The sequence below is a fragment of the Sphingomonas cannabina genome, assembly GCF_021391395.1.
In the GTDB taxonomy this organism is placed as follows: domain Bacteria; phylum Pseudomonadota; class Alphaproteobacteria; order Sphingomonadales; family Sphingomonadaceae; genus Sphingomonas; species Sphingomonas cannabina.
Window position 1 is genome coordinate 2251574 of record NZ_CP090059.1, and the last position, 21743, is coordinate 2273316.

Annotated in this window: 18 protein-coding genes and 1 pseudogene; 15 read left to right on the forward strand and 4 right to left on the reverse strand. The window is 69.4% G+C overall.

Annotated features, from left to right (window positions below; translation table 11 throughout):
• Positions 1–875: 875 nt before the first annotated feature.
• From LZK98_RS10545 to trxB, 3 genes are all read left to right on the forward strand, one after another.
• Entirely contained in the window at positions 876–2258 is a 1383-nt protein-coding gene (locus LZK98_RS10545; RefSeq protein WP_233782265.1) for a leucyl aminopeptidase family protein, read from the forward strand.
• Positions 2259–2339: 81 nt separating this feature from the next.
• Complete coding sequence (locus LZK98_RS10550) at positions 2340–3122, forward strand: enoyl-CoA hydratase-related protein (RefSeq protein WP_233782266.1); 783 nt, start codon at positions 2340–2342, stop codon at positions 3120–3122.
• Positions 3123–3144: 22 nt separating this feature from the next.
• Positions 3145–4110: a thioredoxin-disulfide reductase gene (gene trxB, locus LZK98_RS10555; protein ID WP_233782267.1), complete on the forward strand. Its 966-nt coding sequence runs from the start codon at positions 3145–3147 to the stop codon at positions 4108–4110.
• Here trxB and LZK98_RS10560 read toward each other — a convergent pair.
• Genes LZK98_RS10560 through LZK98_RS10570 form a run of 3 tightly spaced genes read right to left on the reverse strand, consistent with a single transcriptional unit; the run spans position 4095 to position 5772 of the window.
• Positions 4095–4886, reverse strand: coding sequence for a hydrolase 1, exosortase A system-associated (locus tag LZK98_RS10560; RefSeq protein WP_233782268.1), 792 nt, complete (start codon positions 4884–4886; stop codon positions 4095–4097). The genes trxB and LZK98_RS10560 overlap by 16 nt on opposite strands.
• Complete coding sequence (locus tag LZK98_RS10565) at positions 4874–5503, reverse strand: alpha/beta hydrolase family protein (RefSeq protein WP_233782269.1); 630 nt, start codon at positions 5501–5503, stop codon at positions 4874–4876. Before LZK98_RS10565 ends, LZK98_RS10560 begins: the two co-directional genes overlap by 13 nt.
• The gene (locus tag LZK98_RS10570; RefSeq protein WP_233782270.1) at positions 5500–5772 is read right to left on the reverse strand and encodes an acyl carrier protein; all 273 of its coding nucleotides are present in this window, start codon (positions 5770–5772) and stop codon (positions 5500–5502) included. Before LZK98_RS10570 ends, LZK98_RS10565 begins: the two co-directional genes overlap by 4 nt.
• Before the next feature lie 85 nt (positions 5773–5857).
• Between LZK98_RS10570 and LZK98_RS10575 the strand changes: the two are divergent.
• The 12 genes and pseudogenes from LZK98_RS10575 to LZK98_RS10630 form a co-directional block, all read left to right on the forward strand.
• Positions 5858–7342, forward strand: a pseudogene (locus LZK98_RS10575) (acyl-CoA ligase (AMP-forming), exosortase A system-associated); the annotation flags it as partial.
• A 63-nt stretch (positions 7343–7405) separates the two neighbouring features.
• Positions 7406–8668 carry a pyridoxal-dependent decarboxylase, exosortase A system-associated gene (locus LZK98_RS10580; protein WP_406694193.1) on the forward strand — a complete coding sequence of 421 codons (1263 nt, stop codon included), beginning with the start codon at positions 7406–7408 and terminating at the stop codon, positions 8666–8668.
• 101 nt (positions 8669–8769) lie between these two features.
• Positions 8770–9414: an XrtA/PEP-CTERM system exopolysaccharide export protein gene (locus LZK98_RS10585; protein ID WP_233782271.1), complete on the forward strand. Its 645-nt coding sequence runs from the start codon at positions 8770–8772 to the stop codon at positions 9412–9414.
• Between the two features lie 3 nt (positions 9415–9417).
• Positions 9418–10950, forward strand: coding sequence for an XrtA system polysaccharide chain length determinant (locus LZK98_RS10590; RefSeq protein WP_233782272.1), 1533 nt, complete (start codon positions 9418–9420; stop codon positions 10948–10950).
• Positions 10950–11867 (forward strand): AAA family ATPase, encoded by a 918-nt coding sequence (locus tag LZK98_RS10595; protein ID WP_233782273.1) that lies wholly within the window; start codon positions 10950–10952, stop codon positions 11865–11867. The genes LZK98_RS10590 and LZK98_RS10595 overlap by 1 nt, the downstream gene beginning before the upstream one ends.
• The gene (locus tag LZK98_RS10600) at positions 11864–13474 is read left to right on the forward strand and encodes a porin family protein (protein WP_233782274.1); all 1611 of its coding nucleotides are present in this window, start codon (positions 11864–11866) and stop codon (positions 13472–13474) included. Before LZK98_RS10595 ends, LZK98_RS10600 begins: the two co-directional genes overlap by 4 nt.
• A 35-nt stretch (positions 13475–13509) precedes the next feature.
• The gene (locus tag LZK98_RS10605; RefSeq protein WP_233782275.1) at positions 13510–14547 is read left to right on the forward strand and encodes an XrtA/PEP-CTERM system-associated ATPase; all 1038 of its coding nucleotides are present in this window, start codon (positions 13510–13512) and stop codon (positions 14545–14547) included.
• 7 nt (positions 14548–14554) lie between these two features.
• Positions 14555–15397 carry an XrtA system polysaccharide deacetylase gene (locus LZK98_RS10610; protein ID WP_233782276.1) on the forward strand — a complete coding sequence of 281 codons (843 nt, stop codon included), beginning with the start codon at positions 14555–14557 and terminating at the stop codon, positions 15395–15397.
• Positions 15394–16467, forward strand: coding sequence for a FemAB family XrtA/PEP-CTERM system-associated protein (locus tag LZK98_RS10615; RefSeq protein WP_233782277.1), 1074 nt, complete (start codon positions 15394–15396; stop codon positions 16465–16467). The genes LZK98_RS10610 and LZK98_RS10615 overlap by 4 nt, the downstream gene beginning before the upstream one ends.
• Position 16468: 1 nt before the next feature.
• Positions 16469–17683 (forward strand): TIGR03087 family PEP-CTERM/XrtA system glycosyltransferase, encoded by a 1215-nt coding sequence (locus LZK98_RS10620; protein WP_233782278.1) that lies wholly within the window; start codon positions 16469–16471, stop codon positions 17681–17683.
• Positions 17680–19206 carry an exosortase A gene (xrtA, locus tag LZK98_RS10625; RefSeq protein WP_319937485.1) on the forward strand — a complete coding sequence of 509 codons (1527 nt, stop codon included), beginning with the start codon at positions 17680–17682 and terminating at the stop codon, positions 19204–19206. Before LZK98_RS10620 ends, xrtA begins: the two co-directional genes overlap by 4 nt.
• A gap of 3 nt (positions 19207–19209) precedes the next feature.
• Positions 19210–21093, forward strand: a complete 1884-nt coding sequence (locus tag LZK98_RS10630) for an XrtA/PEP-CTERM system amidotransferase (protein WP_233782279.1) — start codon at positions 19210–19212, stop codon at positions 21091–21093.
• 191 nt (positions 21094–21284) lie between these two features.
• On the opposite strand, the gene LZK98_RS10635 is transcribed toward LZK98_RS10630, so the two are convergent.
• Positions 21285–21710 carry an MAPEG family protein gene (locus tag LZK98_RS10635; RefSeq protein ID WP_233782280.1) on the reverse strand — a complete coding sequence of 142 codons (426 nt, stop codon included), beginning with the start codon at positions 21708–21710 and terminating at the stop codon, positions 21285–21287.
• Positions 21711–21743 lie beyond the last annotated feature (33 nt).

Here is a 21743-nt window from a genome sequence, read left to right on the forward strand (position 1 = left end):
GACCGATCGACATCCAGATGCGTCGTGCGACCAGCTCCAAAGTGAAGGGAGACGCGCTTCATTCTTTCACTTTGCTCCACTTAATTCCGCAGCTGCGTCGCGGTAGCCGGGCGGGACACAAGCAAAGCAAATCCTATTAGGAAAGCGATTTGTCGGCCTGGTATGGCATCCATTCTGTTGACAACGGACGAGCCATTCGAGTCGGTGGCCGACTGGCAGGCGGCTGGCCGCACGGCTTTGGGAGGGCGCCGGAAACCCGCGGAAATCCGTCGAAGGTCACGAAAGTCATAGGTAGAACGGCCCCCCCGTCCGGACGAGGCTTTCCGGTGCCGGGGCCGCCGAAAAGTTGACCAAATTGACTCAGGTCACGTGTTTGCGCGCCGTCGCCCCGGACACGGCGCGGAGGCGACGGCATCGCGACAGCGACGCATCGGGGACGCGACATCAGGGTGACACCGAGGAACACCAAGGCGACGCTAACGCGACACCGACGCGACATGGGCGAGATCTACATAATCAAAGAACGGCCCGGCGCTCGCGCGGCTCGGAGCGGGCGAGCCAAGCAGGCGAAATCCTACATTGCAAGGGCGGGCGCCTCAGGGGCTGTCGACCTTCACCCCTCCCCTCCAGGGGAGGAGTGCATGAGCTGCCGGCGGATTGCTGAACGTCAACACACCCTAGGTTGCAAGTGGTGATGACGAGCGGGAGCCTATCCGATTCGGTTGGCGACGCAGCCATGTCGATCGGCATCCTCCCTTCCGCCAGCCTCGGCTGCCATCCCCCCTGGCAGGGGAGGATCGAAGCCGAGCCACCATCGGCGCACCGACCGCACGAACGCTGTGGCCTTTCGCCATCGTCCCGCTAGGGTCCGCCGCATGACTGCCCTGCTCCAGCCCGATCGCGGCCAGGCCGCGCGTTCCATCATCGTCGTCCATCCCGACAATTGGGCCGAATGGCTTGCCGCCCAGCCGCCGCGGGTTCGCGCTACCGTTGCCGCGCATCGGCTCACCGGCAAGGCCGGCAATCGCGCGGTCCTGCCCGGCGAAGGCGCGGAGGACTGGTCGATGCTGCTGGTCTGCGACGAGGCGCCGGGCTCGCCCTGGCGCATCGCCTCGCTCGGCGAGCAGCTTCCCGAAGGCACCTATCGGCTGGCCGAAGGCGAGGTCGGGGCGGCCGGGCTCGGCTGGGTGCTCGCGCAGCATCGGTTCGATCGCTACCGCAAGGAGGAGAATGGCGTCGGGCCCCGTATCCTGCTGACCGGCGATCCGGCGGCGATCGAGGAAACCGAGCGGCTCGCCGCCGCCACCGCGCGGGTGCGCGACCTCGTCAACACCGCGGCCGCCGATCTGGGGCCCGAGGAGCTGGAGGCGGAGGCCGCCGCGCTCGCCAAGACGCATGGGGCGACCCTCACCGTCACGCGGGGACGCGAGCTGGAGGCCGGCTATCCTATGGTCCACGCGGTCGGCCAGGCCGCCGCCAAGGGGCGCGAGCCGCGGCTGATCGAGATCGAATGGGGCCGGCCCGATCACCCGCGCGTGGCGCTGGTCGGCAAGGGCGTGGTGTTCGATTCGGGCGGGCTCGACATCAAGCCGTCGGCGGGGATGCGGCTGATGAAGAAGGATATGGGCGGCGCGGCACATGTCCTCGCGCTCGCCGAGCTGGTGATGCAGGCGCATCTGCCGGTGCGGCTGCATCTGTTGGTCCCGGCGGTGGAGAATGCGGTGTCGGGGGCGAGCTTTCGTCCGGGCGACGTGCTGAGGTCCCGCAAGGGACTGACGGTCGAGAACACCAATACCGATGCCGAGGGGCGGCTGATCCTGGCCGATGCGCTCGCCAGGGCGGTCGAAGCCGAGCCGGAGCTGATCCTCGATTATGCCACGCTGACCGGTGCGGCCCGCGTCGCGCTCGGGCCCGACCTGCCGCCGCTGTTCGCCAACGACGACACGCTGGCCGAGGAACTGCTCGCCGCCGGGCGCGACGAAGGCGACCCCTTGTGGCGGCTGCCGCTGTGGGACGGGTATGACGAGATGCTGAAGTCCGACATCGCCGACTTGGTCAACGCGCCCGACGGCGGCTTCGCGGGGGCGGTGACGGCGGCGCTGTTCCTGCGGCGCTTCGTGCCGAAGGAGATCGCCTGGGCGCATATGGACGTGTTCGCCTGGCGGCCGGCGGCCAAGGCGGGTCGGCCGAAAGGGGGCGATGCGTTCGGCCTCAGGGCGGCGTGGAAGGTGCTGAAGACGCGCTATCCGCGGGGTTGACGCTACGGCGCTCGTGCCGGTTCCGATGCGACGATGCCGAGGTCTTTGCAGTCCCGGCTATTTGTCGCATGACGAGCCCCGATGACCTACCAGCATATCCTGAGCGAGCGGCGCGGCGACGTGCTCGCCATCACGCTGAACCGGCCGGAACGGCTCAACGCGGCGCCGCCGGCGATGTTCGACGAGATCGGCGCGGCGCTCGAACGGCTCGACGGTGCGCGGGCGGTGCTGATCGGCGGGGCGGGGCGTGCGTTCTGCTCGGGCGCGGATGTCGCTGGTGGTGCGCTCAGCGCGGGTGATCCGGCGGAGGCGACCTATCGTGCGCTGACCGAGCATTACAATCCGGCGCTGCAGGCGATTGCGGATCTCGGCGTGCCGGTGGTCAGCGCGGTGCGGGGGCCGGCTGCGGGCATCGGGTGCAGTCTAGCGCTGGCGGCGGATTTCTGTGTTGCGGGTGAGAGTGGTTACTTCCTCCAGGCGTTCGTCAACATCGGGCTGGTGCCCGACGGCGGCGCAAGCTGGATGCTGGCCCGGCTGGTCGGGCGCGCGCGGGCGGCGGAGATGATGATGCTGGGCGAGCGGGTGCCTGCTGCGAAGGCGTTCGAATGGGGGATGATCCACAAGGTGGTCGCGGACGAGACGTTGGAGGCGGAGGCGCTTGCCCTTGCCGAGCGGCTTGCCGCGGGGCCGACCGTGGCGCTGGGGCTGATGCGGCGGGGGCTCGCCCATGCGCTGGACTCCACCTACGCCGAGGCGATGCAGCGCGAGGCCGAGAACCAGCGTGCCGCGCGCCGCTCGGCGGATTCGATGGAAGGGGGCATGGCTTTTCTTGAGAAGCGCAAACCCGCCTTTCGCGGCGCCTGAAAATCTCTACATCCTGCTTCCCATGGCGACTCATTCCACCAAGATGCTCATCCTCGGCTCGGGCCCTGCGGGGCTCAGCGCCGCGATCTACGGCGCGCGCGCGGGGCTGGAGCCGATCGTGGTCCAGGGCATCCAGCCCGGCGGCCAGCTCACCACCACCACCGACGTCGAGAATTATCCCGGCTTCCGCGAGGTCATCCAGGGGCCCTGGCTGATGCAGGAGATGCAGGCGCAGGCCGAGCATGTCGGCACGCGGATGATGTGGGACACGATCGTCGAGGTCGACCTGTCGCGGCGGCCGTTCCGGCTCGTCGGCGACGGCGGTGACGTCTACCTGGGCGACGTGCTGGTGATCGCGACCGGTGCGCAGGCGAAGTGGCTCGGGCTCGATTCCGAGGAATCGCTTAAAGGAAAAGGCGTAAGTGCCTGTGCGACCTGCGATGGCTTCTTCTATCGCGGCAAGAAAGTGGCGGTGATCGGCGGCGGCAACACCGCGGTCGAGGAGGCGCTGTACCTCACCAACCATTCGCCCGACGTGACGCTGATCCACCGCCGTGATTCATTGCGCGCGGAGAAGATCCTGCAGCAGCGGCTGTTCGCCAACGACCGCATCAAGGTGGTGTGGAACAAGGAGGTCGCGCGTTTCCTGGGTGCCGGCGAACCGGAGGGGCTAGTCGCGCTGGAGCTGCGCGATACCGTCACCGGCGAGCTGTCGCGGCTCGACGTCGAGGGCGGCTTCGTCGCGATCGGGCATCATCCGGCGACCGAGCTGTTCCGCGGGCATCTCGAGCTCGACGAGGATCATTACATCAAGGTCGAACCCGGCTCGACGCGGACCAGCGTGCCGGGCGTGTTCGCCTGCGGCGACGTGATGGACAAGGTCTATCGCCAGGCGGTCACCGCCGCCGGCACCGGGTGCATGGCCGCGCTCGACGCCGAGCGCTTCCTGGCCGAGGCCGAGTTCGAGGTCGCTCAGGCCGCCGAATAGGCGCGCACCGCCGCCAGCACGCGATCGTACAGCCACGCCTTGTCGGCGGGGGAGGCGAAGCTGTGGCTGGCGGAATCGAGCGACTCGATCGTCACCGGCGGGGGTGAGGGGAGCCGGCGCCAGGCGTCGCGGAAGGCGATGGCGGTATTGTCGCGCTCGGCGAGCAGGATGGTCGTGGCGCAGCCGGCGAGGCCGGACGCGATGCGCGCGGTGAGGTCGTCCGATTCCTTTGATGGAGAAGCGGCAATCCTTCGCAACCCCTTGGTAAGCCTGCCGAGATCGACTCCGCCGCGTATCAGCCGCAGCCATTCGCGCGGATCGCGGAGCTTCTCGGCATAGCGCGCGCGGATCGCCGCGGCAGCGGGGAGGGCATCCGCCGCGCCGCCGGTCCAGGGATTGGCGAGGATCAACGAGTCGATGCCGGCGACGGTGTGGAACAGCGCGAGCGCTGTCGCCGCGTCGCAATTGCCGAAGCCGATGAGGCGCGTGATGCCCGTTTCCGCGATGAAGGTCGCGGCGGCGGCGGCGATGTCGGGCGCCGAGCTTTCATAGCCGGCATTAAGGCCGCTCGAATCGCCGATCCCGCGGCGATCGAAGCGGAACACAGGGATGCCCTCGGCCGCGACCGCTCCGGCGAGCTCGGCCATGCCCCGATGGGCGCCGATGCGGATCTCATTGCCGCCGGAGACGATCAGCAGCCCGGTTCTGCCTGGCGCCTCGTCGAGCGTGCCGATCAGCGTCTCGCCCGCGCAGGGGAAGGAGATCAGCCTTCGCAATTTCGCACCCAATGGACGATATCGTCAGCAAGTGCTTCGGCAAGAACGGGATCATTGTCCGGTTCTGCCCTGCGCCACAAGGGCGTGCCCGGCAGCTTGAGATCGGCCGGCTTGGGATCGCTTTCCAGGCGGACGACGCGGGTGGCGACATGCGGCGTCGGATGCACTTCGGCCAGTTCGGTAAGGAACGCGTCGGAAACGTCGTTTCCGGCGATGGTCGCGCCATCCCCCGCCGTACGCAGGCGTTCGAGTTCGCGGAGCTGAGCCGGGCCGTCGAGCGGGGCCAACTGCCAATGGCTCGCTGCCGCGGTCCCGGGCACGAGTGCGCCGCCGCGCAGGCTCACTGCATGAACGCGCCTGAACGTCTCGAAAGCGGCACGCCAGTGCTCGAGCCGGACCGCGTTGACAGGTGTCAGGCTCTCGCCTGTCCCCGGCAGGTCGGGCAGCACGGACGCGATCCCGCGCCGGGCCAGACCCCGCGCCATCGTCACGATCAGCGCGCGGGTCCTGTTGGCTTCCTCGAACAGCGGCTGGGCGAAAACCACGACGGGGCCTTCGGCGGGGCCGAAGCGCAGCATCGCCTCCCGCCCGCCGGCCCAGTCGTAATGGCCGATCACTTGAGCGCTTTCGCCACCGCGAAGCGGGTGAGGGCGCCGAAGCTTTCCAGCGTGTCGGCGTCGATGTCTTCGTCGTCGATGATGATGCCGAGCCGATCCTCGAGCTCGGTCAGCACGCCGGCCACCGCCATCGAATCAAGCTCGGGCAGCGCGCCGAACAGCGGCGTCGTCTCGTCGAACGCCGCCGCGCGCTCGGCGCTGATGCCGAGCACGTCGCTGAGCACCGCGCGCACGGTTTCGATCACTTCGCTCGTGCCTTCGGGACGCACGTCCAGACCCCCACCAGAGAACTGGTGCGGCGTTAATTGGTGTGGTCGAGCTTGCCAAGGGCGGGGGCTGTGCGAAGAAGGGACGATGGTGCCGCTCGACCCCACGCCCCGCCCGATCGACTCGCTGCCGTCGCGCGGCCGGCCCGAGGACGTGGCGCTGGAGGATCGCGCGGGCACGCTGAGCTTCGTCGAGCTGGAGCGGGCTGTGGCGGAGCTTGCCGGCTGGCTGGCGGGGCGGGGGCTCGCGCCGGGCGAGCGTATCGCGAGCTGGCTCCCCAAGACGCGCACCGCCTGTCTGCTTCCGCTGGCCGCCCCGCGTGCCGGCCTCGTGCATGTGCCGATCAACCCGGTGCTGAAGCGGGCGCAGGTGGCGCATATCCTCGCCGACAGCGGGGCCGCGCTGCTGGTGACGCAGCCGGCACGCATCGCCGCGCTCAAGCCGGACGACGCCGCCTGCCCAATCGTCGTCGAGGAGGAGCTGACCGGCGCCGATCCGCTGCCGCCGTCCTCCGCCGATCCGGACGGGCTGGCGGCGATCCTCTACACCTCGGGCTCGACCGGGCGGCCCAAGGGCGTGATGCTGAGCCATGCCAATCTCTGGCTCGGCGCGATCAGCGTGGCACATTATCTCGGGCTTTCGGCCGAGGATCGCGTGCTCGGCGTGTTGCCGCTGAGCTTCGATTATGGGCAGAACCAGCTGCTCTCGACCTGGGCGGCGGGGGCGCGAGTGGTCCCGCTCGACTATCTCACGGCGCGGGACGTGGTGAAGGCGGTCGGCCGCCATGACGCCACCACGCTCGCCGGCGTGCCGCCGCTGTGGGTGCAGCTGCTGGAGGCCGACTGGCCGGAGGAGACGGCGGCGAAGCTCCGGCGGCTCACCAATTCCGGCGGCGCTTTGACGCCACGGCTGGTGCGGAGCCTGCGCGAACGGTTCCCGGCGGCCGATCTCTACCCGATGTACGGGCTCACCGAGGCGTTCCGTTCGACCTATCTCGATCCCCGGCTGGTTGATGCCCATCCGGATTCGATCGGCCGCGCCATTCCGTTCGCCGAGGTGATGGTGGTGCGCCCCGACGGCGCGCGCGCTGCGCCGGGCGAGCCGGGGGAACTGGTCCATGCCGGTCCGCTGGTCGCGCAGGGCTATTGGCGCGATCCCGAGCGGACGGCGTCGCGCTTCCGGCCGGCGCCCGCATGGTCGCGTTATGGCGGCACGGCGGCATGGTCGGGCGATACGGTTGTGGAGGACGAGCAGGGGCTGCTTCGCTTCGTCGGGCGCGACGACGAGATGATCAAGTCTGCCGGCAACCGTATCAGTCCGACCGAGGTGGAGGAGGCGGTGCTCGCCGGCGGCGAGACTGGTGAGGCGGCGGCGTTCGGCGTGCCCGACGAGCGGCTGGGCCAGGCGATCGTGGTGGTCGCGCGGGGTGACGGGATGCGGGAGGAGGAGCTGCGTGCTCGTTTGCGGCGCGATCTGCCGAGCTTCATGCAGCCGGCGCGCTATGAGTGGCGTGAGGCCTTGCCGCGTAACGCCAACGGCAAGCTCGACCGGACGGTGCTGCGAAACTCCCTCTCCCCACTGGGGAGAGGGCCGGGGAGAGGGGGCGGTGTCTCACCGAGACCAGCGCCTGCCGCACTGCCCCTCTCCCAACCCTCTCCCCGGGGGGGAGAGGGCTTTAAGCCGATAGGGCCAATTCCGCCCGAATTCGCGGGGCAGGCGCGGCTGGCGATCGGCGGGCGTGACGCCACAGAGTGGGCCGCCGACGGAACGCCGGTGTTCGTCTACGACATGGCGGTGGTCGCGAACCGGATCGCGAGGCTCCGCGCCGCGCTGCCGGCCAAGATCGACATCCATTATGCCATAAAGGCCAATCCATTCGTTCCGTTTCTTCAGAACGTTTCTGAACTCGTCGATGGCCTCGACGTCGCCTCTTCTGGCGAGTTGACGAAGGCGCTCGCGGTCAAGCCGGCGGCGACGATCAGCTTCGCGGGGCCGGGCAAGCGGGATGAGGAATTGGACGCCGCGATCTCCGCAGGCGTCACGATCAACCTCGAATCGGAGGGCGAGGCGGAGCGGGCGCTGGCGCTTGCCGACCGCCTTGGCGTCACGCCGCGCCTGGCGGTGCGGGTGAATCCGGATTTCGAGCTGCGCGGTTCCGGCATGAAGATGGGCGGGCGGGCCTCGCCGTTCGGAATCGATGCCGTGCGCGTGCCGTCGCTGGTCCGGCGACTGGTCGGCGCGGGCGTCGACTGGCGTGGCTTCCATATCTTCGCCGGTTCGCAGTCGCTCGATGTCCAGGCGATCATCGAGACCCAGGCTGCGACGCTCGCGCTGGCGGCTCGGCTCGCCGATGATGCTGGCACCGCGCCGCCCTTGGTCAATCTGGGGGGAGGTTTCGGGATTCCCTATTTCGCCGGCGACGTCGCGCTCGACGTCGAGGCGATCGGCGCCGCGCTCGGCGAACGGCTGGCGGCGCGGCCGGCGATCCTCGGCGGCAGCCGCTTCGCCATCGAGCTCGGCCGCTGGCTGGTGGGGGAGGCGGGCGTCTATCTTACCCGCGTCGTCGATCGGAAGGAGAGCGGCGGCGAAACCTTCCTCGTCGTCGACGGCGGGCTCAATCACCAGCTCGCCGCCACCGGCAATTTCGGGACGGTGGTGCGCCGCAACTATCCGATCGCGCTCGCCCGCGACGTCATGGGGTCGGCCGCGGAGACCGTCTCGATCGTCGGGCCGCTCTGTACGCCGCTCGACCGACTCGCCGACCGCATCGCTTTCCCAAGGGCGGAACCGGGCGATCTGGTCGCGGTCTTCCTTGCCGGGGCCTATGGCGCCACGGCCAGTCCCGCCGCCTTCCTCGGCCATCCGCCGGCGCGGGAAGTGATCGGCGGCCAAGCCTAACGCTATCTTTACCTCCTCGCCCGCATAGCAGCCCGCAATCTGCGTGAGGTGCAGGTGCGAGACGTCGCACCGGCCGCCCCCCGCGCCAAAAGGGTGATGCGATGCGTCTTGGTGCCAAGTCCCGGAAATTGCTGGGCGTGATGATCGTGCCGCTGGCGGCGTCGGGCTGCGCGGGCGGCGGTGCCCACCCGCAGCTTCCCTCCGCCCAGTTCGTCGCCAAGCAGGAGGGGCCGGGCGAGGAGTATGTCATCGGGCCGATGGACCAGCTCCAGGTGTTCGTCTGGCGCAATCCGGAGCTGAGCGCGAAGGTGCAGGTGCGCCCCGACGGCCGCATCACCACGCCGCTGATCAGCGACATGCCCGCGGTCGGCAAGACCCCGGCGATGCTGGCCGACGACCTCAAGATCGCGCTCGGCGAATATATCAAGGACCCGATCGTCTCGGTGATCGTCGAGAATTTCTCGGGCACCTACAGCCAGCAGATCCGCGTGGTCGGCGCGGCCGAGAAACCGGCGTCGATCCCCTACCGCGCCAACATGACCCTGCTCGACGCGATGATCGCGGTCGGGGGGCTCAGCGAGTTCGCCAACGGCAACGGCGCACGGCTGGTGCGGTTCGACCGCAACACCGGCAAGCAGACCGAATACAACGTCAAGCTCAAGAACCTGCTGAGGAACGGTGACGTCAAGGCGAACGTCCGGCTGGAGCCGGGCGATGTCGTCATCATCCCGGAAAGCATGTTCTAAGCCGTGGGCGGGCTCTACGAAGAATTCCGCGCGGCGCTCCACGCGGTCTGGATCCGGCGCTGGATCGCGCTGGCGGTGGCCTGGACATTGTGCCTCATGGGCTGGCTGGTGGTCTCGCAGATCCCCAACCAGTATGAATCGCGGGCGCGCGTGTCGGTGCAGCTGCGCCAGGTGCTGCCGACGCAGAATTCGGCCGAGCAGGCCAAGGACATCGACCGCCTCCGCCAGACGCTGACCAGCGCGGTCAACCTCGAGAAGGTCGTGCGCGGCACCGACATCGGCAACACCGTCGCCAACGACCGCGACATGGCCGACCGCATCGGCTGGCTGCAGAAGGCGATCAAGATCACCTCGACGCAGGACAATCTGTTCGAGCTGTCTGCGACGATCGGCAGCGGCGGCGCCTCCGACGCGGCCAACGCCAAGCTGGCGCGCGCGGTGGTGCAGAAACTGATCGACATCTTCGTCGAGGACAATCTCGCCAACAACCGCGACGAGACCAGCCAGTCGCTGCAGTTCCTCGACCAGCAGCTCCAGCAGCGCCAGCGCCAGCTCCAGGAGGCGGAGGCCAAGCGCGCCGACTTCCAGGCGAAGTTCCTGGGCTCGCTGCCCGGCACCGGATCGCTCGACGAGCGCATCGCCGCCGCGCGCAGCCAGCTTGCGCAGATCGAGGGTGACCTGGCGGCCGCGCAGTCGAGCCTGGCGGCGGTCAACGGGCAGATGACCGGCACCTCGGCCACGGTGGCAGGTCCCGGCGGTGCGGCGACGGCGGGACCGGCGCGGGCGCGGGTCGCGGCGATCCAGGGCCAGCTCGCCGAGGCGCGGGGCCGCGGCTGGACCGACAGCCATCCGGACGTGATCGCGCTCAAGAACCAGCTTGCGGTCGCCCAGGCGGCGGCGAAGAACGAGCCGCTGAGCGCGGGCGGGGCAGGGGCGTCGCAGAACCCGCTCTATTTGTCGCTCAGGTCGATGCAGGCGGACAAGGCGGCGCAGGTCGCCGCGCTCCAGCAGCGCAAGGCGCAGATCATGGGCGATCTCTCCACCTTCGAGGCGAAGATGGGGCAGCAACCCGGCGTCGCCAGCGAGCAGGGGGCGATCGACCGCGATTACCAGGTGCTGAAGGACCAGTACGCCAAGCTGCTCGCCGACCGCGAGCAGGTGAAGCTGCAGAGCCAGATCCAGACGCAGACCGACGCGATCAAGTTCAGCGTGATCGATCCGCCGACCAGCCCGCGTGCGCCGAGCGCGCCCAATCGGCCGCTGTTCATCACCGCGGTGCTGATCGCGGGCCTGTGCGGCGGCGTCGGTGCCGCCTTCGCGCTCGGTCAGCTCCAGCCGACCTATTCGACCGCGAGCCGGCTGGAGCGCGCGAGCGGGCTGCCGGTGATCGGCTCGATCGGCGAGGTGGTGACCGAGGCACAGCGGGCACTGCGCGCCAGGCGGCTGAAGCTGTTCGCGGGAGGCGTCGGCGCGCTCGGCGCGGCTTGGGTGCTGCTGGTCGGTCTCGAATTCTTCCAGCGGGGGATGGTCGCCTGATGAATGACGCCACGCCTCGTCGTCTGTCGGGGTCGCTGCTCGAACGGGCGGCGGCGATCTACGATCTCATGCCGGCCGCGATTCCTGCTATCGGCGAGCCGCAGCCGGCCGCCGTGCCGGTGCCCGATCCCGAACCGGTGATCCGTACCGGCTTTGCCGCGGAGGGGCCGGTCGTGCGCCGCGTCGCCTCGATCGACCGCGAAGTGCTTGCCGCGGGCGGGATGCTGGTGCCGGGCGCGTCGGTGACGGCGCTTGCCGAGGAATTCCGGCTGGTGAAGCGCCATCTGCTGCTCACCGCGCGCCAGATCGCCGGCAGCGACGCGCAGAAGTCGCGCACGATCCTGGTCTGCTCGGCGCGGCCCGACGACGGCAAGACCTTCTGCGCGGTCAACCTCGCGCTGTCGCTGGCGGCGGAGAAGGATCTCGAGGTCGTGCTGGCCGACGCCGACTTCGCCAAGCCGGGCATCCTGAACCGGCTCGGCATCGATGCGGCCGGCCCCGGACTGCTCGATGCGCTTGCCGACGCGGAGCTCGACGTCGAGGAGTGCATCATCGACACCGACGTGCCGCGCCTGTCGGTGCTGCCCGCCGGCGCGCGGACGAACAGCGACACCGAGCTGCTCGCCAGCGCCCATGCGCGGGTGGTGCTGGAGCGGCTCGCCTCGGCCAGTCCGCGCCGTATCGTGATCTTCGATTCGCCGCCGGCGCTGTCCGCCTCGTCGGCGTCGGTGCTCGCCGGCCATGTCGGGCAGGTGATGCTGGTCGTCCGCGCCGACCGTACCGGCGAGAGCGAGCTGCGCGACGCGGTAGCGCTGCTCGACGGGTGCGAGCATCTCCAGCTCGTCATCAACTCGGTCGCCTTCCAGCCGGGCGGGCGCCGTTTCGGCGGCTATTACGGGCAGGAGAGCGCGGCGTGATCCGTTCAGCTCTCCCGGCAGCATTGGCGGCCGCGCTGATTGCCGCCCCGGCGGGGGCCCAGCAGCAGCGTGACGTCACGCCCTATATCGAGGTCGGGCAGGTGCTGACCGCCGATCTCCAGTCGGGCGACGTGCTCACCTACAGCAGCATCGCGGCCGGCGTGGACGCGTCGATCCAGACGCGGCGCGTCGAGGTGCAGCTCAGCTACAAGTACGAGCATCGCATCGCCTGGGACAAGGATCTCGCCGACGAGAACGTCCATTCCGGCCTCGCCCGTGCGGCGGTGCAAGTGGCGCGCGGCGTGACGCTGGAGGGCGGGGCGCTCGCCGCCCGGGCGCGGTCGGACATCCGCGGCGATGCGCCGGGCAATCTCGCCGGCAATGTCCGCAACGTCAGCCAGGTCTATTCGGCCTATGCCGGCCCGACCGTCGCGACCAAGGCCGGCGATGTCGACATCAATGCCGCCTATCGCTTTGGCTACACCAAGGTCGAGGCGCCGAGCCTGCCGGCGGTGATCCCCGGCCAGCCCGCGCTGGACAATTACGACGACGCGACCAACCATCTCGCCACCGTCAGTGCCGGGGTGCGCGCGGGCGCGGTGCTGCCGGTGGGGCTCAGCGTCTCGGGCGCCTGGGCGCGCGAGGACGTGAGCCAGCTCGACCAGCGTTACGACGGCAAGTACGCGCGCGGCGACATCGTGGTGCCGGTGACGAACGAGCTCGCCGCGGTCGCCGGTGCCGGCTACGAGAAGATCGAGATCAGCCAGCGCGATCCGCTGGTCGATCCTGCGACGGGCCGGCCGGTGCAGGACAACAACGGCCGCTTCGTCACCGATCCCGCCTCGCCGCGGCGGATCGCCTATGACACCGACGGGCTGTTCTGGGATGCGGGGGTCGTCTGGCGGCCGAGCCGCCGGACCATGCTGGAGGCGCGGGTCGGCCGCCGCTACGGCACGATGAGCTACACCGGCTCCTTCTCGCATCAGATCAGCGCGACCAGCGGCGTCCAGGTCGGCGTCTACGACAGCGTCCAGAGCTTCGGCCGGGGGCTCGGCCGGGCGCTGGCGGACCTGCCGACCAGCTTCGACACCGGCTCCGACCCGTTCGGCAGCCAGTTCAACCGCTGCGTGTTCGGGCGGCAGGGCAGCAATGCCGGTGGCTGCCTCAACCCGCTGCTCGGATCGGTCACCACCGCCAACTTCCGCTCGCGCGGGGTGGTCGCGGTCTATTCGCGCAACTTCGGCCGCAACCGCTTCGGCGTGGGGCTCGGCTACGACAACCGCCGTTACCTGCTGCCGCCGGGGATCATTCCGGGCGTGTCGCTCGACGGCGTGACCGACGAGACCTGGTATGCGCAGGTTTCCGCGGGACGGCAGCTCAGCCGGCGCTCGTCGATCGATGTCGATGGGTATTTCAACTATTTCGACAGCGGCCTGGCCGGCGCGCCCGACGTGTGGGGCGGCGGGGCGACCGCCAGCTACAACTACAGCTTCGGCCATCTGAGCGCGATCGCGTCGCTCGGCCTCTACGCGTTCGACCAGGACATCCCCGGCACCGACACCGACCTCTCGGCGCAGGCCATGCTGGGGATGCGCTACTCATTCTGACGGGATCGGGGCCGCGGCCCCGCGGAGCGTGAACGATGTATGACGATCATTACGGATTGAGCGGGCGACCGTTCCAGCTGACGCCCGATCCGCGCTTCTGGTTCGACACGGCCACGCACCGCAAGGCGATGGCCTATCTCGGCTATGGCCTCAGCCAGGGCGAAGGCTTCATCGTCATCACCGGCGACATCGGTGCGGGCAAGACCACGCTGGTCGGCCACCTTATGGCGACGGTCGACCGCGAGCGGCTCAACATCATCACCATCGTCTCGACCCAGATCGCGGCCGACGACCTGCTGCGCACCGTCGCCGCGGGGCTGCGCGTCGACGGCGCCGGCAAGAGCAAGGCGGAGTTGCTCTCGGCGATCGAGAAGGGGCTGCACGCGGCCGCCCGCGCCGGCCGGCGCACGCTGCTGATCGTCGACGAGGCGCAGGCGCTGCCGGTCGACAGCCTGGAGGAGCTCAGGATGCTCTCCAACTTCCAGGCGGGCGGGCATCCGCTGCTGCAGATCTTCCTGCTCGGCCAGCCCGAGTTCCGCGACCGGCTGCAGGACCCGCGGCTGGAGCAGCTGCGCCAGCGGGTGATCGCGATGCATCACCTCGGCCCGATGGAAGCGGAAGAGGTCGAGCCCTACCTCAGCCACCGCCTGTCGGTGGTCGGCTGGAACGGCCGCCCGCGCTTCGAGCCCGAGGCGGTGGCGGCGATGTACCGCTGGTCGGACGGCGTCCCGCGCCGGCTGAACCAGCTCGCCAGCCGTATGTTGCTGTTCGGCGCGATCGAGAGTCTCGACAGCTTCTCGGCCGAAGACGTCGCCGACGTGATCGCCGATTTCGATCAGGACGCCGCCTCGCGCGCCGTCCGGCCGGACCCGATCGTCGCGGAGTCGATCCGCGCCGAGCCGCAGCCGGTGCAGCTGGCCGATGCCGCGATCGAGCGCCGGCTCGTAGAGCTGGAGAAGCGGCTGGAAGCGCAGGACGCCGCGCTGCGCCGCGTGCTGACGCTGCTGGTCGACTGGGTCGAAAGCGACGAGCGGCGGCCGGACGTGAGCCCATTGTTCCAGCGGGCGGGGTGATCCCACCATGCGCAACGCGCTCTCGGTCGACGTCGAGGAATGGTTCCAGGTCGGCGCTTTCGAGCGCACGATCGATCGCGCCGATTGGGAGCGTCTCGAATCGCGCGTGGTGGCGAACACGACCCGCGTGCTCGACCTGTTCGACGAAAGCGGGGCCAAGGCGACTTTCTTCACATTGGGCTGGGTGGCGGAGCGACATCCCCGGCTGATCCGCGACATCGTCGCACGCGGGCATGAGATCGCGAGCCATGGCTGGGGCCATGACCGCGTCTTCACCTTCACGCCCGAGCAGTTCCGGGCCGACCTCGCCCGCGCCAGGGCGGCGCTGGAGGATGCGGGCGGGCAGGCCGTCAAAGGCTATCGCGCGCCGAGCTTCTCGATCGACGCACGCACGCCCTGGGCACACCCGATCCTTGCCGAGGAGGGCTACACCTATTCGTCTAGCGTCGCGCCGATCCGGCACGACCATTATGGCTGGGGCGAATCGCCGATCGGTGCGCACCGGCCGGTCGCGGGCTCGGACTTCATCGAGCTACCGATCACGATGATACGCTTCGGCGGGCGAAGCGTGACCACCGGCGGCGGCTTCTTCCGCCTGCTGCCGCGCGTCCTGACCGATCGCGCGGTGGAGAGCGTCAACCGTCGTGCCGGGCGGCCCGGCGTCTTCTATTTCCATCCCTGGGAGATCGATCCCGATCAGCCACGTGTCAGAGGCGCGCCGCTCAAGTCGCGGCTGCGCCATTATGCGCGGCTGGGCGGCATGGCGGGCAAGCTGCGCCACCTGCTGCGCCGCCATGAATGGGGTCGGGTCGACGGCGTCGTCGCGCGCGAGGCGGAGCGGATCGCGTGACGCTACCGCTGCTAGACCGGCCGGTCGCCTGCCGTCTCGCCGACCTCGGCGATGGCGAGGAACGGGCGCGGATCGCGGCCTTCGTGGAGACGCATCCGCCGGGAACGCCGTTCCATCTCGCCGAGTGGAGTGTCGCGGTGGCGGATGGATGCGGGCAGGCGGCTCGCTATCTCGTCGCCGAGGGAGCCGACGGGGCCCTGCTCGGCGTGCTTCCGCTGACGTTGGTCCGGTCGCGGCTGTTCGGGACGGCGCTGGTTTCGGCCGGCTTCGGGGTGAGCGGAGGCGTGCTGTCCATCGATCGCGCGGCGACGCGGGCGCTGGCCGAGCAGGCCTGGGCGATCGCGGGGGAGGCGGGCGCCTCCAGCCTCGAGCTGCGCGGCGGCGAGGCGCCGAGCGATGCCTTCCACACCGATACCGATACCTATCTCGGCTTCGTCACAGATCTCGCGGCCGACGACGAGGCGCAGCTTGCCGCCATCCCGCGCAAGCAGCGCGCGGAGGTGCGCAAGTCGTTCGACAAGGGGCTGGAGATCACCACCGGCTCAGGCAAGGCCGATCGCGATGCCCATTATCGCGTCTATGCGGCATCGGTCCGCAATCTCGGCACGCCGGTGTTCCCGAAGGCGCTTTTCGCGGCTGTCCTGCGCCACTTCGGCGACGCGGCGGATATCCTCACCGTCCGTCGAGAGGGCAAGCCGGTGGCAAGCGTGCTCAGCCTCTACTGGAACGGCACCGTCTATCCCTATTGGGGCGGCGGCACCGAGGCCGCACGTGCGCTGCGCGCCAACGATGCCATGTACTATGCGCTGATGAACCACGCCCGCCGCCGTGGCTGCCGGAGGTTCGACTTCGGCCGCTCCAAGGCGGGCACCGGCGCGGCGGCGTTCAAGCGCAACTGGGGTTTCGAGGGCGTGCCGCTCGCCTATCACGTCCGTACCGCGGACGGCGCGGCGCCGCGATCGGTCAATCCGCTCGATCCCAGATATGCGCGGCGCATCGTGCTGTGGAAGAAGCTGCCGCTGCCCGTCGCCAATCTGATCGGGCCGTTCATCGCGCGCGGGCTCGGTTGAGATGGGCGACATATTGTTCCTCGCCCACCGCGTGCCGTTCCCGCCCGACCGCGGCGACAAGATCCGCGCCTATCACATCCTGAAGCACCTCGCGGCGCACAGGCGGGTGCATCTGGTCACCTTCGCCGAAAGCTCGCACGACATGAAGGCCAAGGGCGGGCTGGATCGGTTGACCGCCAACCGCTCGATCTTCTGGCGCTCCAAGACGCGGGCGCGAGCCGTGCTGGAGGCGCTGGTCTCCGGCCAGGCTGCGTCGGTCACCGCTTTCCGCCATCCGATGGTGCCGGGCGCGGTGCGGGCGCTGCTCGCGCGTCATGCGATCGACACCATCTACGTCTTCTCGAGCCAGATGGCGCAGTATCTGCCGCCGCCGAGCCCGCGCCGCCGCGTGGTGATGGACTTCGTCGACGTCGATTCGGCCAAGTTCGCCGATTATGCCAAGGGCGCGCGTTGGCCGATGAGCTGGCTCTATCGGCGCGAGGCGTCGGCGCTGCTCGCCCACGACCGCGCCGTCGCTACGCGCGCCGATCTCAGCCTGTTCGTGAGCGAGGCGGAAGCGGCGCTGTTCCGCGCCCGTACCGGTGCCGAGCGCGTCCATGCGGTCGAGAACGGCATCGATGCCGACCGGTTCGCTCCCGATGCGGATTTCCGTCGGATCGAATCCCAGGGCCAACTCATCGTCTTCACTGGGCAGATGGATTATCCGCCCAATGTCGAGGCGGTGACCTGGTTCGCCCGCTCGGTGCTGCCGCACATCCGCCTGCGCCACCCCGATGCGCGCTTCGCGATCGTCGGCCGCAACCCGACCGCGGAGGTGGAGGCATTCGCGCGCGGCGAAGGCGTTATCGTCACCGGCGAAGTGCCCGACGTCCGCGGCTGGCTGGCCGCGGCGGCGGTGGTGGTGGCGCCGCTCAAGCTCGCGCGGGGGGTGCAGAACAAGGTGCTGGAGGCGATGGCGATGGCGCGGCCGGTGGTCGTCTCGGGCGCGGCCGCCGAAGGGATCGATCATGACGGCACGATCTGCGTCGCCGATGACGTAGCGGGTATCGCGGATGCAGTGGTCGCGCTGCTCGACGATCCCGACCAGGCGGAGGAGCTGGGCCGCTCCGCCCGCGAGCAGGTGAAGCGGCGCTATGGCTGGGAGGCGCGGCTGGCGGTGCTCGACGAGCTGCTCGGCCTCACGCCGCGCAGGCAGCGACGGTCGGCGGCGGCGTGACGCTGGTTTACCCCAGGAGCGCGTTCGCGGCGGCTATGCCCGCCGCCTGGCGGACGCCACTCGTCTTGCTTGCGGGCGCATGGGCGGCACTGCTCATATTGTTCCACAGCGATGTCGCGGACCTTGCCGGCATCTATTGGAACAGCACCACCTTCGGCCATTGCCTGTTCGTTCCGCCGGTGATCGCCTGGCTGGTATGGCAGCGCCGGCGCGAGCTCGCGCTGCTCAAGCCCGAGGCGTGGTGGGGCGGGCAGGCGATCGTCGTGGCGGGTGCCGTCGCCTGGTTCCTGGGAGATGCGGCGGGCGTCGCCTTCGCACGGCACCTCGGTCTCATAGTGATGATGCAGGGCGCGGTCGTTGCGATCCTCGGATGGGGCATCGCGCGAGGGCTGTTGTTCCCGCTCGCATATATGATGTTCCTCGTCCCCTTCGGCGAGGCGCTGGAAAGCCCGCTCCAGACCGTCACCGTCGCGATCACCATGCCCTTGCTCCACCTCTTCGCCGTGCCGGCGAGCGTCGACGGAGTGCTGATCACCATCCCCAACGGCTATTTCGAGGTGGCCGAGGCCTGCTCGGGCGCCAAGTTCGTGATCGCGATGGTGGCCTACGGCGCGCTGGTGGCGAACGTCTGCTACGTCTCGTGGCGCCGGCGCATCGCCTTCTTTGCGATGGCGTTGGTCGTCCCGGTGATCGCCAATGGTCTGCGTGCATTCGGCACCATCTATGCCGCGCATCTCACCTCGATGGAGGCGGCGACCGGGTTCGACCATATCGTCTACGGTTGGGTGTTCTTCGGGTTGGTGATGGCGGCGGTGCTGGCGATCGGCTGGCGCTGGTTCGACCGCGATCCGGATGCGTCCTGGTTCGATCCCGCCAAGCTGGCCGGGCCGGCGCGCGGGCAGTCGGATCCCTGGACGGCGGCCGGTGCCGCGATCGCGCTGGCGACGCTCGCCTATGCCGGCGGCGCCGTCGTAGTCGGCCGCAGCGATGCGCTGCCGGCGCAGCTCGCGCTACCGGAAGTGCCGGGCTGGCATCGCGTGCCGCTCAGCACGGCGGCGCCCTGGACGCCCTATTATCCGACCGCCGACCATGGCCTGATCGGCCGTTATCAGGATGCCGCCGGGCACCGCGTCGACCTTGCCGTCGTGGTCTATGCCGGCCAGCGCGAGGGGCATGAGCTGGTGAGCTTCGGTCAGGGCGTGCTGCGCGAGAACGATCGCTGGGTGCGGATCGAGGACCTGCCCGCGCTGGCCGGCGGCTCGGTCCAGCGCATCACCGCGCCGGGACCAGTGGAACGCGAGGTCGCGACTTGGTACCGGGTCGCCGGCATGACGACCTCCGATCCCGGCCAGGTGAAGCTGGCGACCCTCAAGGCGAAGCTGCTGGGCGGACCCCAGTGCGCCGTGGCGATCCATCTCTCGGCCGAACGCGCCGACGGCGATGCGCGGGCGGCGATGGCCGCCTTCCTCGCCGCGGCGGGACCGGTCGACCGGCTCGCCGACCGCATCGCTGCGGGACGCTGAGCCATGTGCGGGATCGCGGGGATTTTCTACCCCGCCGTCGCCAAGCCGGTCGATCCTGCGCGCATCGCCGCGATGACCGACGCGCAGGCGCACCGCGGGCCCGACGGCCGCGGCGTGTGGACCGCGCCGGGGGTGGGGCTCGGCCATCGCATCCTCGCGATCATCGACGTCGGCGGATCGCCGCAGCCGATGCACGCCGGGCCGCTCTCGATCACTTACAACGGCGAGATCTACAATTTCGCCGAGCTGCGCGCCGAGCTGGAGGCGAAAGGTGTCCGCTTCGCCACGCATGGCGATACCGAGGTGATTCTCCACGGCTGGCGCGCCTGGGGGCCGGGGCTGCTCGACCGGCTCGTCGGCATGTTCGCCTTCGCCATCCACGATGCCGAGGCGCAGACGCTGGTGCTCGCCCGCGACCGGTTGGGCGTGAAGCCGCTCCACTATGTCGAGCTGTCGGACGGTGGGGTCGCTTTCGCTTCTGAACTCAAGGGGTTGCTTGCCCATCCTCTGCTTCGGCGCGAGGTCGATCCGCGCGCGGTCGAGGATTTCATGGCGCTCGGCTATATCCCCGATCATGCGAGCTTCGTCGCCGGCGTGCGCAAGCTCCCCGTAGGTAGCTTCCTGCGGCTCGAACGCGGCAGGCCGGTGGGTGCGCCGCAGCGCTATTGGGACGTCGATTTCTCCAAACGTGCCAAAGGGTCAGCCCGAGACCTTGAGGCCGAGTTGCTGGAACGGATGCGCCATGCGGTGACATCGCGCATGGTCGCCGACGTGCCGCTCGGCGCCTTCCTGTCGGGCGGGGTCGACAGCTCGGCCGTGGTCGCGCTGATGGCCGAGGCGAGCCCGAAGGCGGTCAAGACCTGCTCGATCGGCTTCGACGAGGCCGACCATGACGAGACCCGCTATGCTCGCTTGGTCGCCGAGCGTTTCAAGACCGAGCATCGCACCCGTGTCGTCGCGTCGGACGATTTCGCGCTGATCGACCGGCTGGTCGAGGCGTTTGACGAACCCTTTGCCGATGCCTCGGCGCTCGCCACCTATCGCGTTTCCGAGCTGGCGCGCGAGACGGTGACGGTGGCGCTGTCCGGCGACGGGGCCGACGAGGCGTTCGCCGGCTATCGCCGCTATCGTTTCCATGCCGCCGAGGAGCGGGTGAGGGGGCTGCTCCCCGCGGGCACGCGTGCCGGGTTGTTCGGCACGCTCGGCCGGCTCTATCCCAAGGCCGACTGGGCGCCGCGGCCGCTCAGGGCGAAGACGACCCTGCTCGCGCTCGCGGAGGATGGTGCTGCCGCCTATGCCCGCGCCGTCGGCGTCACCACGCCCGAGACGCGTGACCGCCTCTACACCGATGCGTTCCGCCGCACGCTCGCCGGCCATCGCGGCGAGGATGCGATGATCGGGACGATGCGCGGGGCACCGGCGCGGACCGGACTCGATGCCGCCCAATATGCCGACATCCATCACTGGCTCCCCGGCGACATCCTCGCCAAGGTCGACCGCACCAGCATGGCGGTGAGCCTGGAGGCGCGCGAGCCGCTGCTCGACCATCGACTAATCGAGTTCGCGGCGACGTTGCCGCCCCCGCTCCGCATCCGCGCGGGGCAGGGGAAGTGGCTGATGAAGAAGGCGCTGGAACCCTATCTGCCGAAGGACATCCTCTACCGGCCGAAGATGGGGTTCGTGACCCCGGTCAGCGCCTGGTTCCGCAAGGACCTGGCCGAGGAGGCGGCGATGCTCGCGCGTTCGCGGGTGCTGGCGCCGTGGTTCGAGCGAGCCGCGTTGGAGCGGCTCGCCGAGGACCATCGCGCCGGCCGTGCGGAGCACGGCCGGACGCTGTGGCAGCTGATGATGCTGGATCGCAGCCTGTCGCGCGTGCTTGGAGTCTAGAATTTGCTCCATCGGGCTTGAAGCAGCTGTTCCCGGCGAAGGCCGGGGCCCAGTTGCGAGCCGTTCGAGACTGGGCCCCGGCCTTCGCCGGGGAACAGATTCAAACTAGCTGAACCTGACTTTCATACCCCGTTCGTCCCGAGCGAGGTCGAGGGACACAGTGTCTCGACTTCGCTCGACACGAACGAGGGTCAGAATACCGCGATTGCCGCATGCAGCGTCAGCGCCACCAGCAGCAGCGTCGAGAGCATGAACACCGCGAACCTCGGCGCGACGCGGTTGACGGTCGCCTGGATGAGGCTGTGGACGATGCGCAGGCCGACATAGCCCCAGGCGATCCACGCATTGACGCCGTTGCCGCCCCCCGTCACCGCCAGCGTCAGCGCGACGGCGTAGAAGATCGTCGGCTGCTCCATCAGATGGTTGTAGTTGTGCGACGGCCATTGCGCCTTGGGCGGCAGCACGCGATCGGCGTCCGATCCCTTGCCGCCGACCAGCTTGGTGATATCGATGCCGGCCGCGCGCATCGCCGGCATCCGGACGGCCATCATCCATAGCCACATCACGAGTGTCCAGGCGATCAGGACGACGACCGGCTTCAGGATTTCAGCGTGCATGAAAAAGCCTCCCCCAGATTGTCTCCGGGGGAG

Excerpts from the sequence above, each read along its gene's own strand:
- LZK98_RS10545 (WP_233782265.1), top strand. The coding sequence starts at position 876 with ATGACTGCCCTGCTCCAGCCCGATCGCGGCCAGGCCGCGCGTTCCATC.
- LZK98_RS10550 (WP_233782266.1), top strand. The coding sequence starts at position 2,340 with ATGACCTACCAGCATATCCTGAGCGAGCGGCGCGGCGACGTGCTCGCC.
- trxB (WP_233782267.1), top strand. The coding sequence starts at position 3,145 with ATGGCGACTCATTCCACCAAGATGCTCATCCTCGGCTCGGGCCCTGCG.
- LZK98_RS10585 (WP_233782271.1), top strand. The coding sequence starts at position 8,770 with ATGCGTCTTGGTGCCAAGTCCCGGAAATTGCTGGGCGTGATGATCGTG.
- LZK98_RS10595 (WP_233782273.1), top strand. The coding sequence starts at position 10,950 with ATGAATGACGCCACGCCTCGTCGTCTGTCGGGGTCGCTGCTCGAACGG.
- LZK98_RS10605 (WP_233782275.1), top strand. The coding sequence starts at position 13,510 with ATGTATGACGATCATTACGGATTGAGCGGGCGACCGTTCCAGCTGACG.
- LZK98_RS10610 (WP_233782276.1), top strand. The coding sequence starts at position 14,555 with ATGCGCAACGCGCTCTCGGTCGACGTCGAGGAATGGTTCCAGGTCGGC.
- LZK98_RS10620 (WP_233782278.1), top strand. The coding sequence starts at position 16,469 with ATGGGCGACATATTGTTCCTCGCCCACCGCGTGCCGTTCCCGCCCGAC.
- LZK98_RS10630 (WP_233782279.1), top strand. The coding sequence starts at position 19,210 with ATGTGCGGGATCGCGGGGATTTTCTACCCCGCCGTCGCCAAGCCGGTC.
- LZK98_RS10635 (WP_233782280.1), bottom strand. The coding sequence starts at position 21,710 with ATGCACGCTGAAATCCTGAAGCCGGTCGTCGTCCTGATCGCCTGGACA.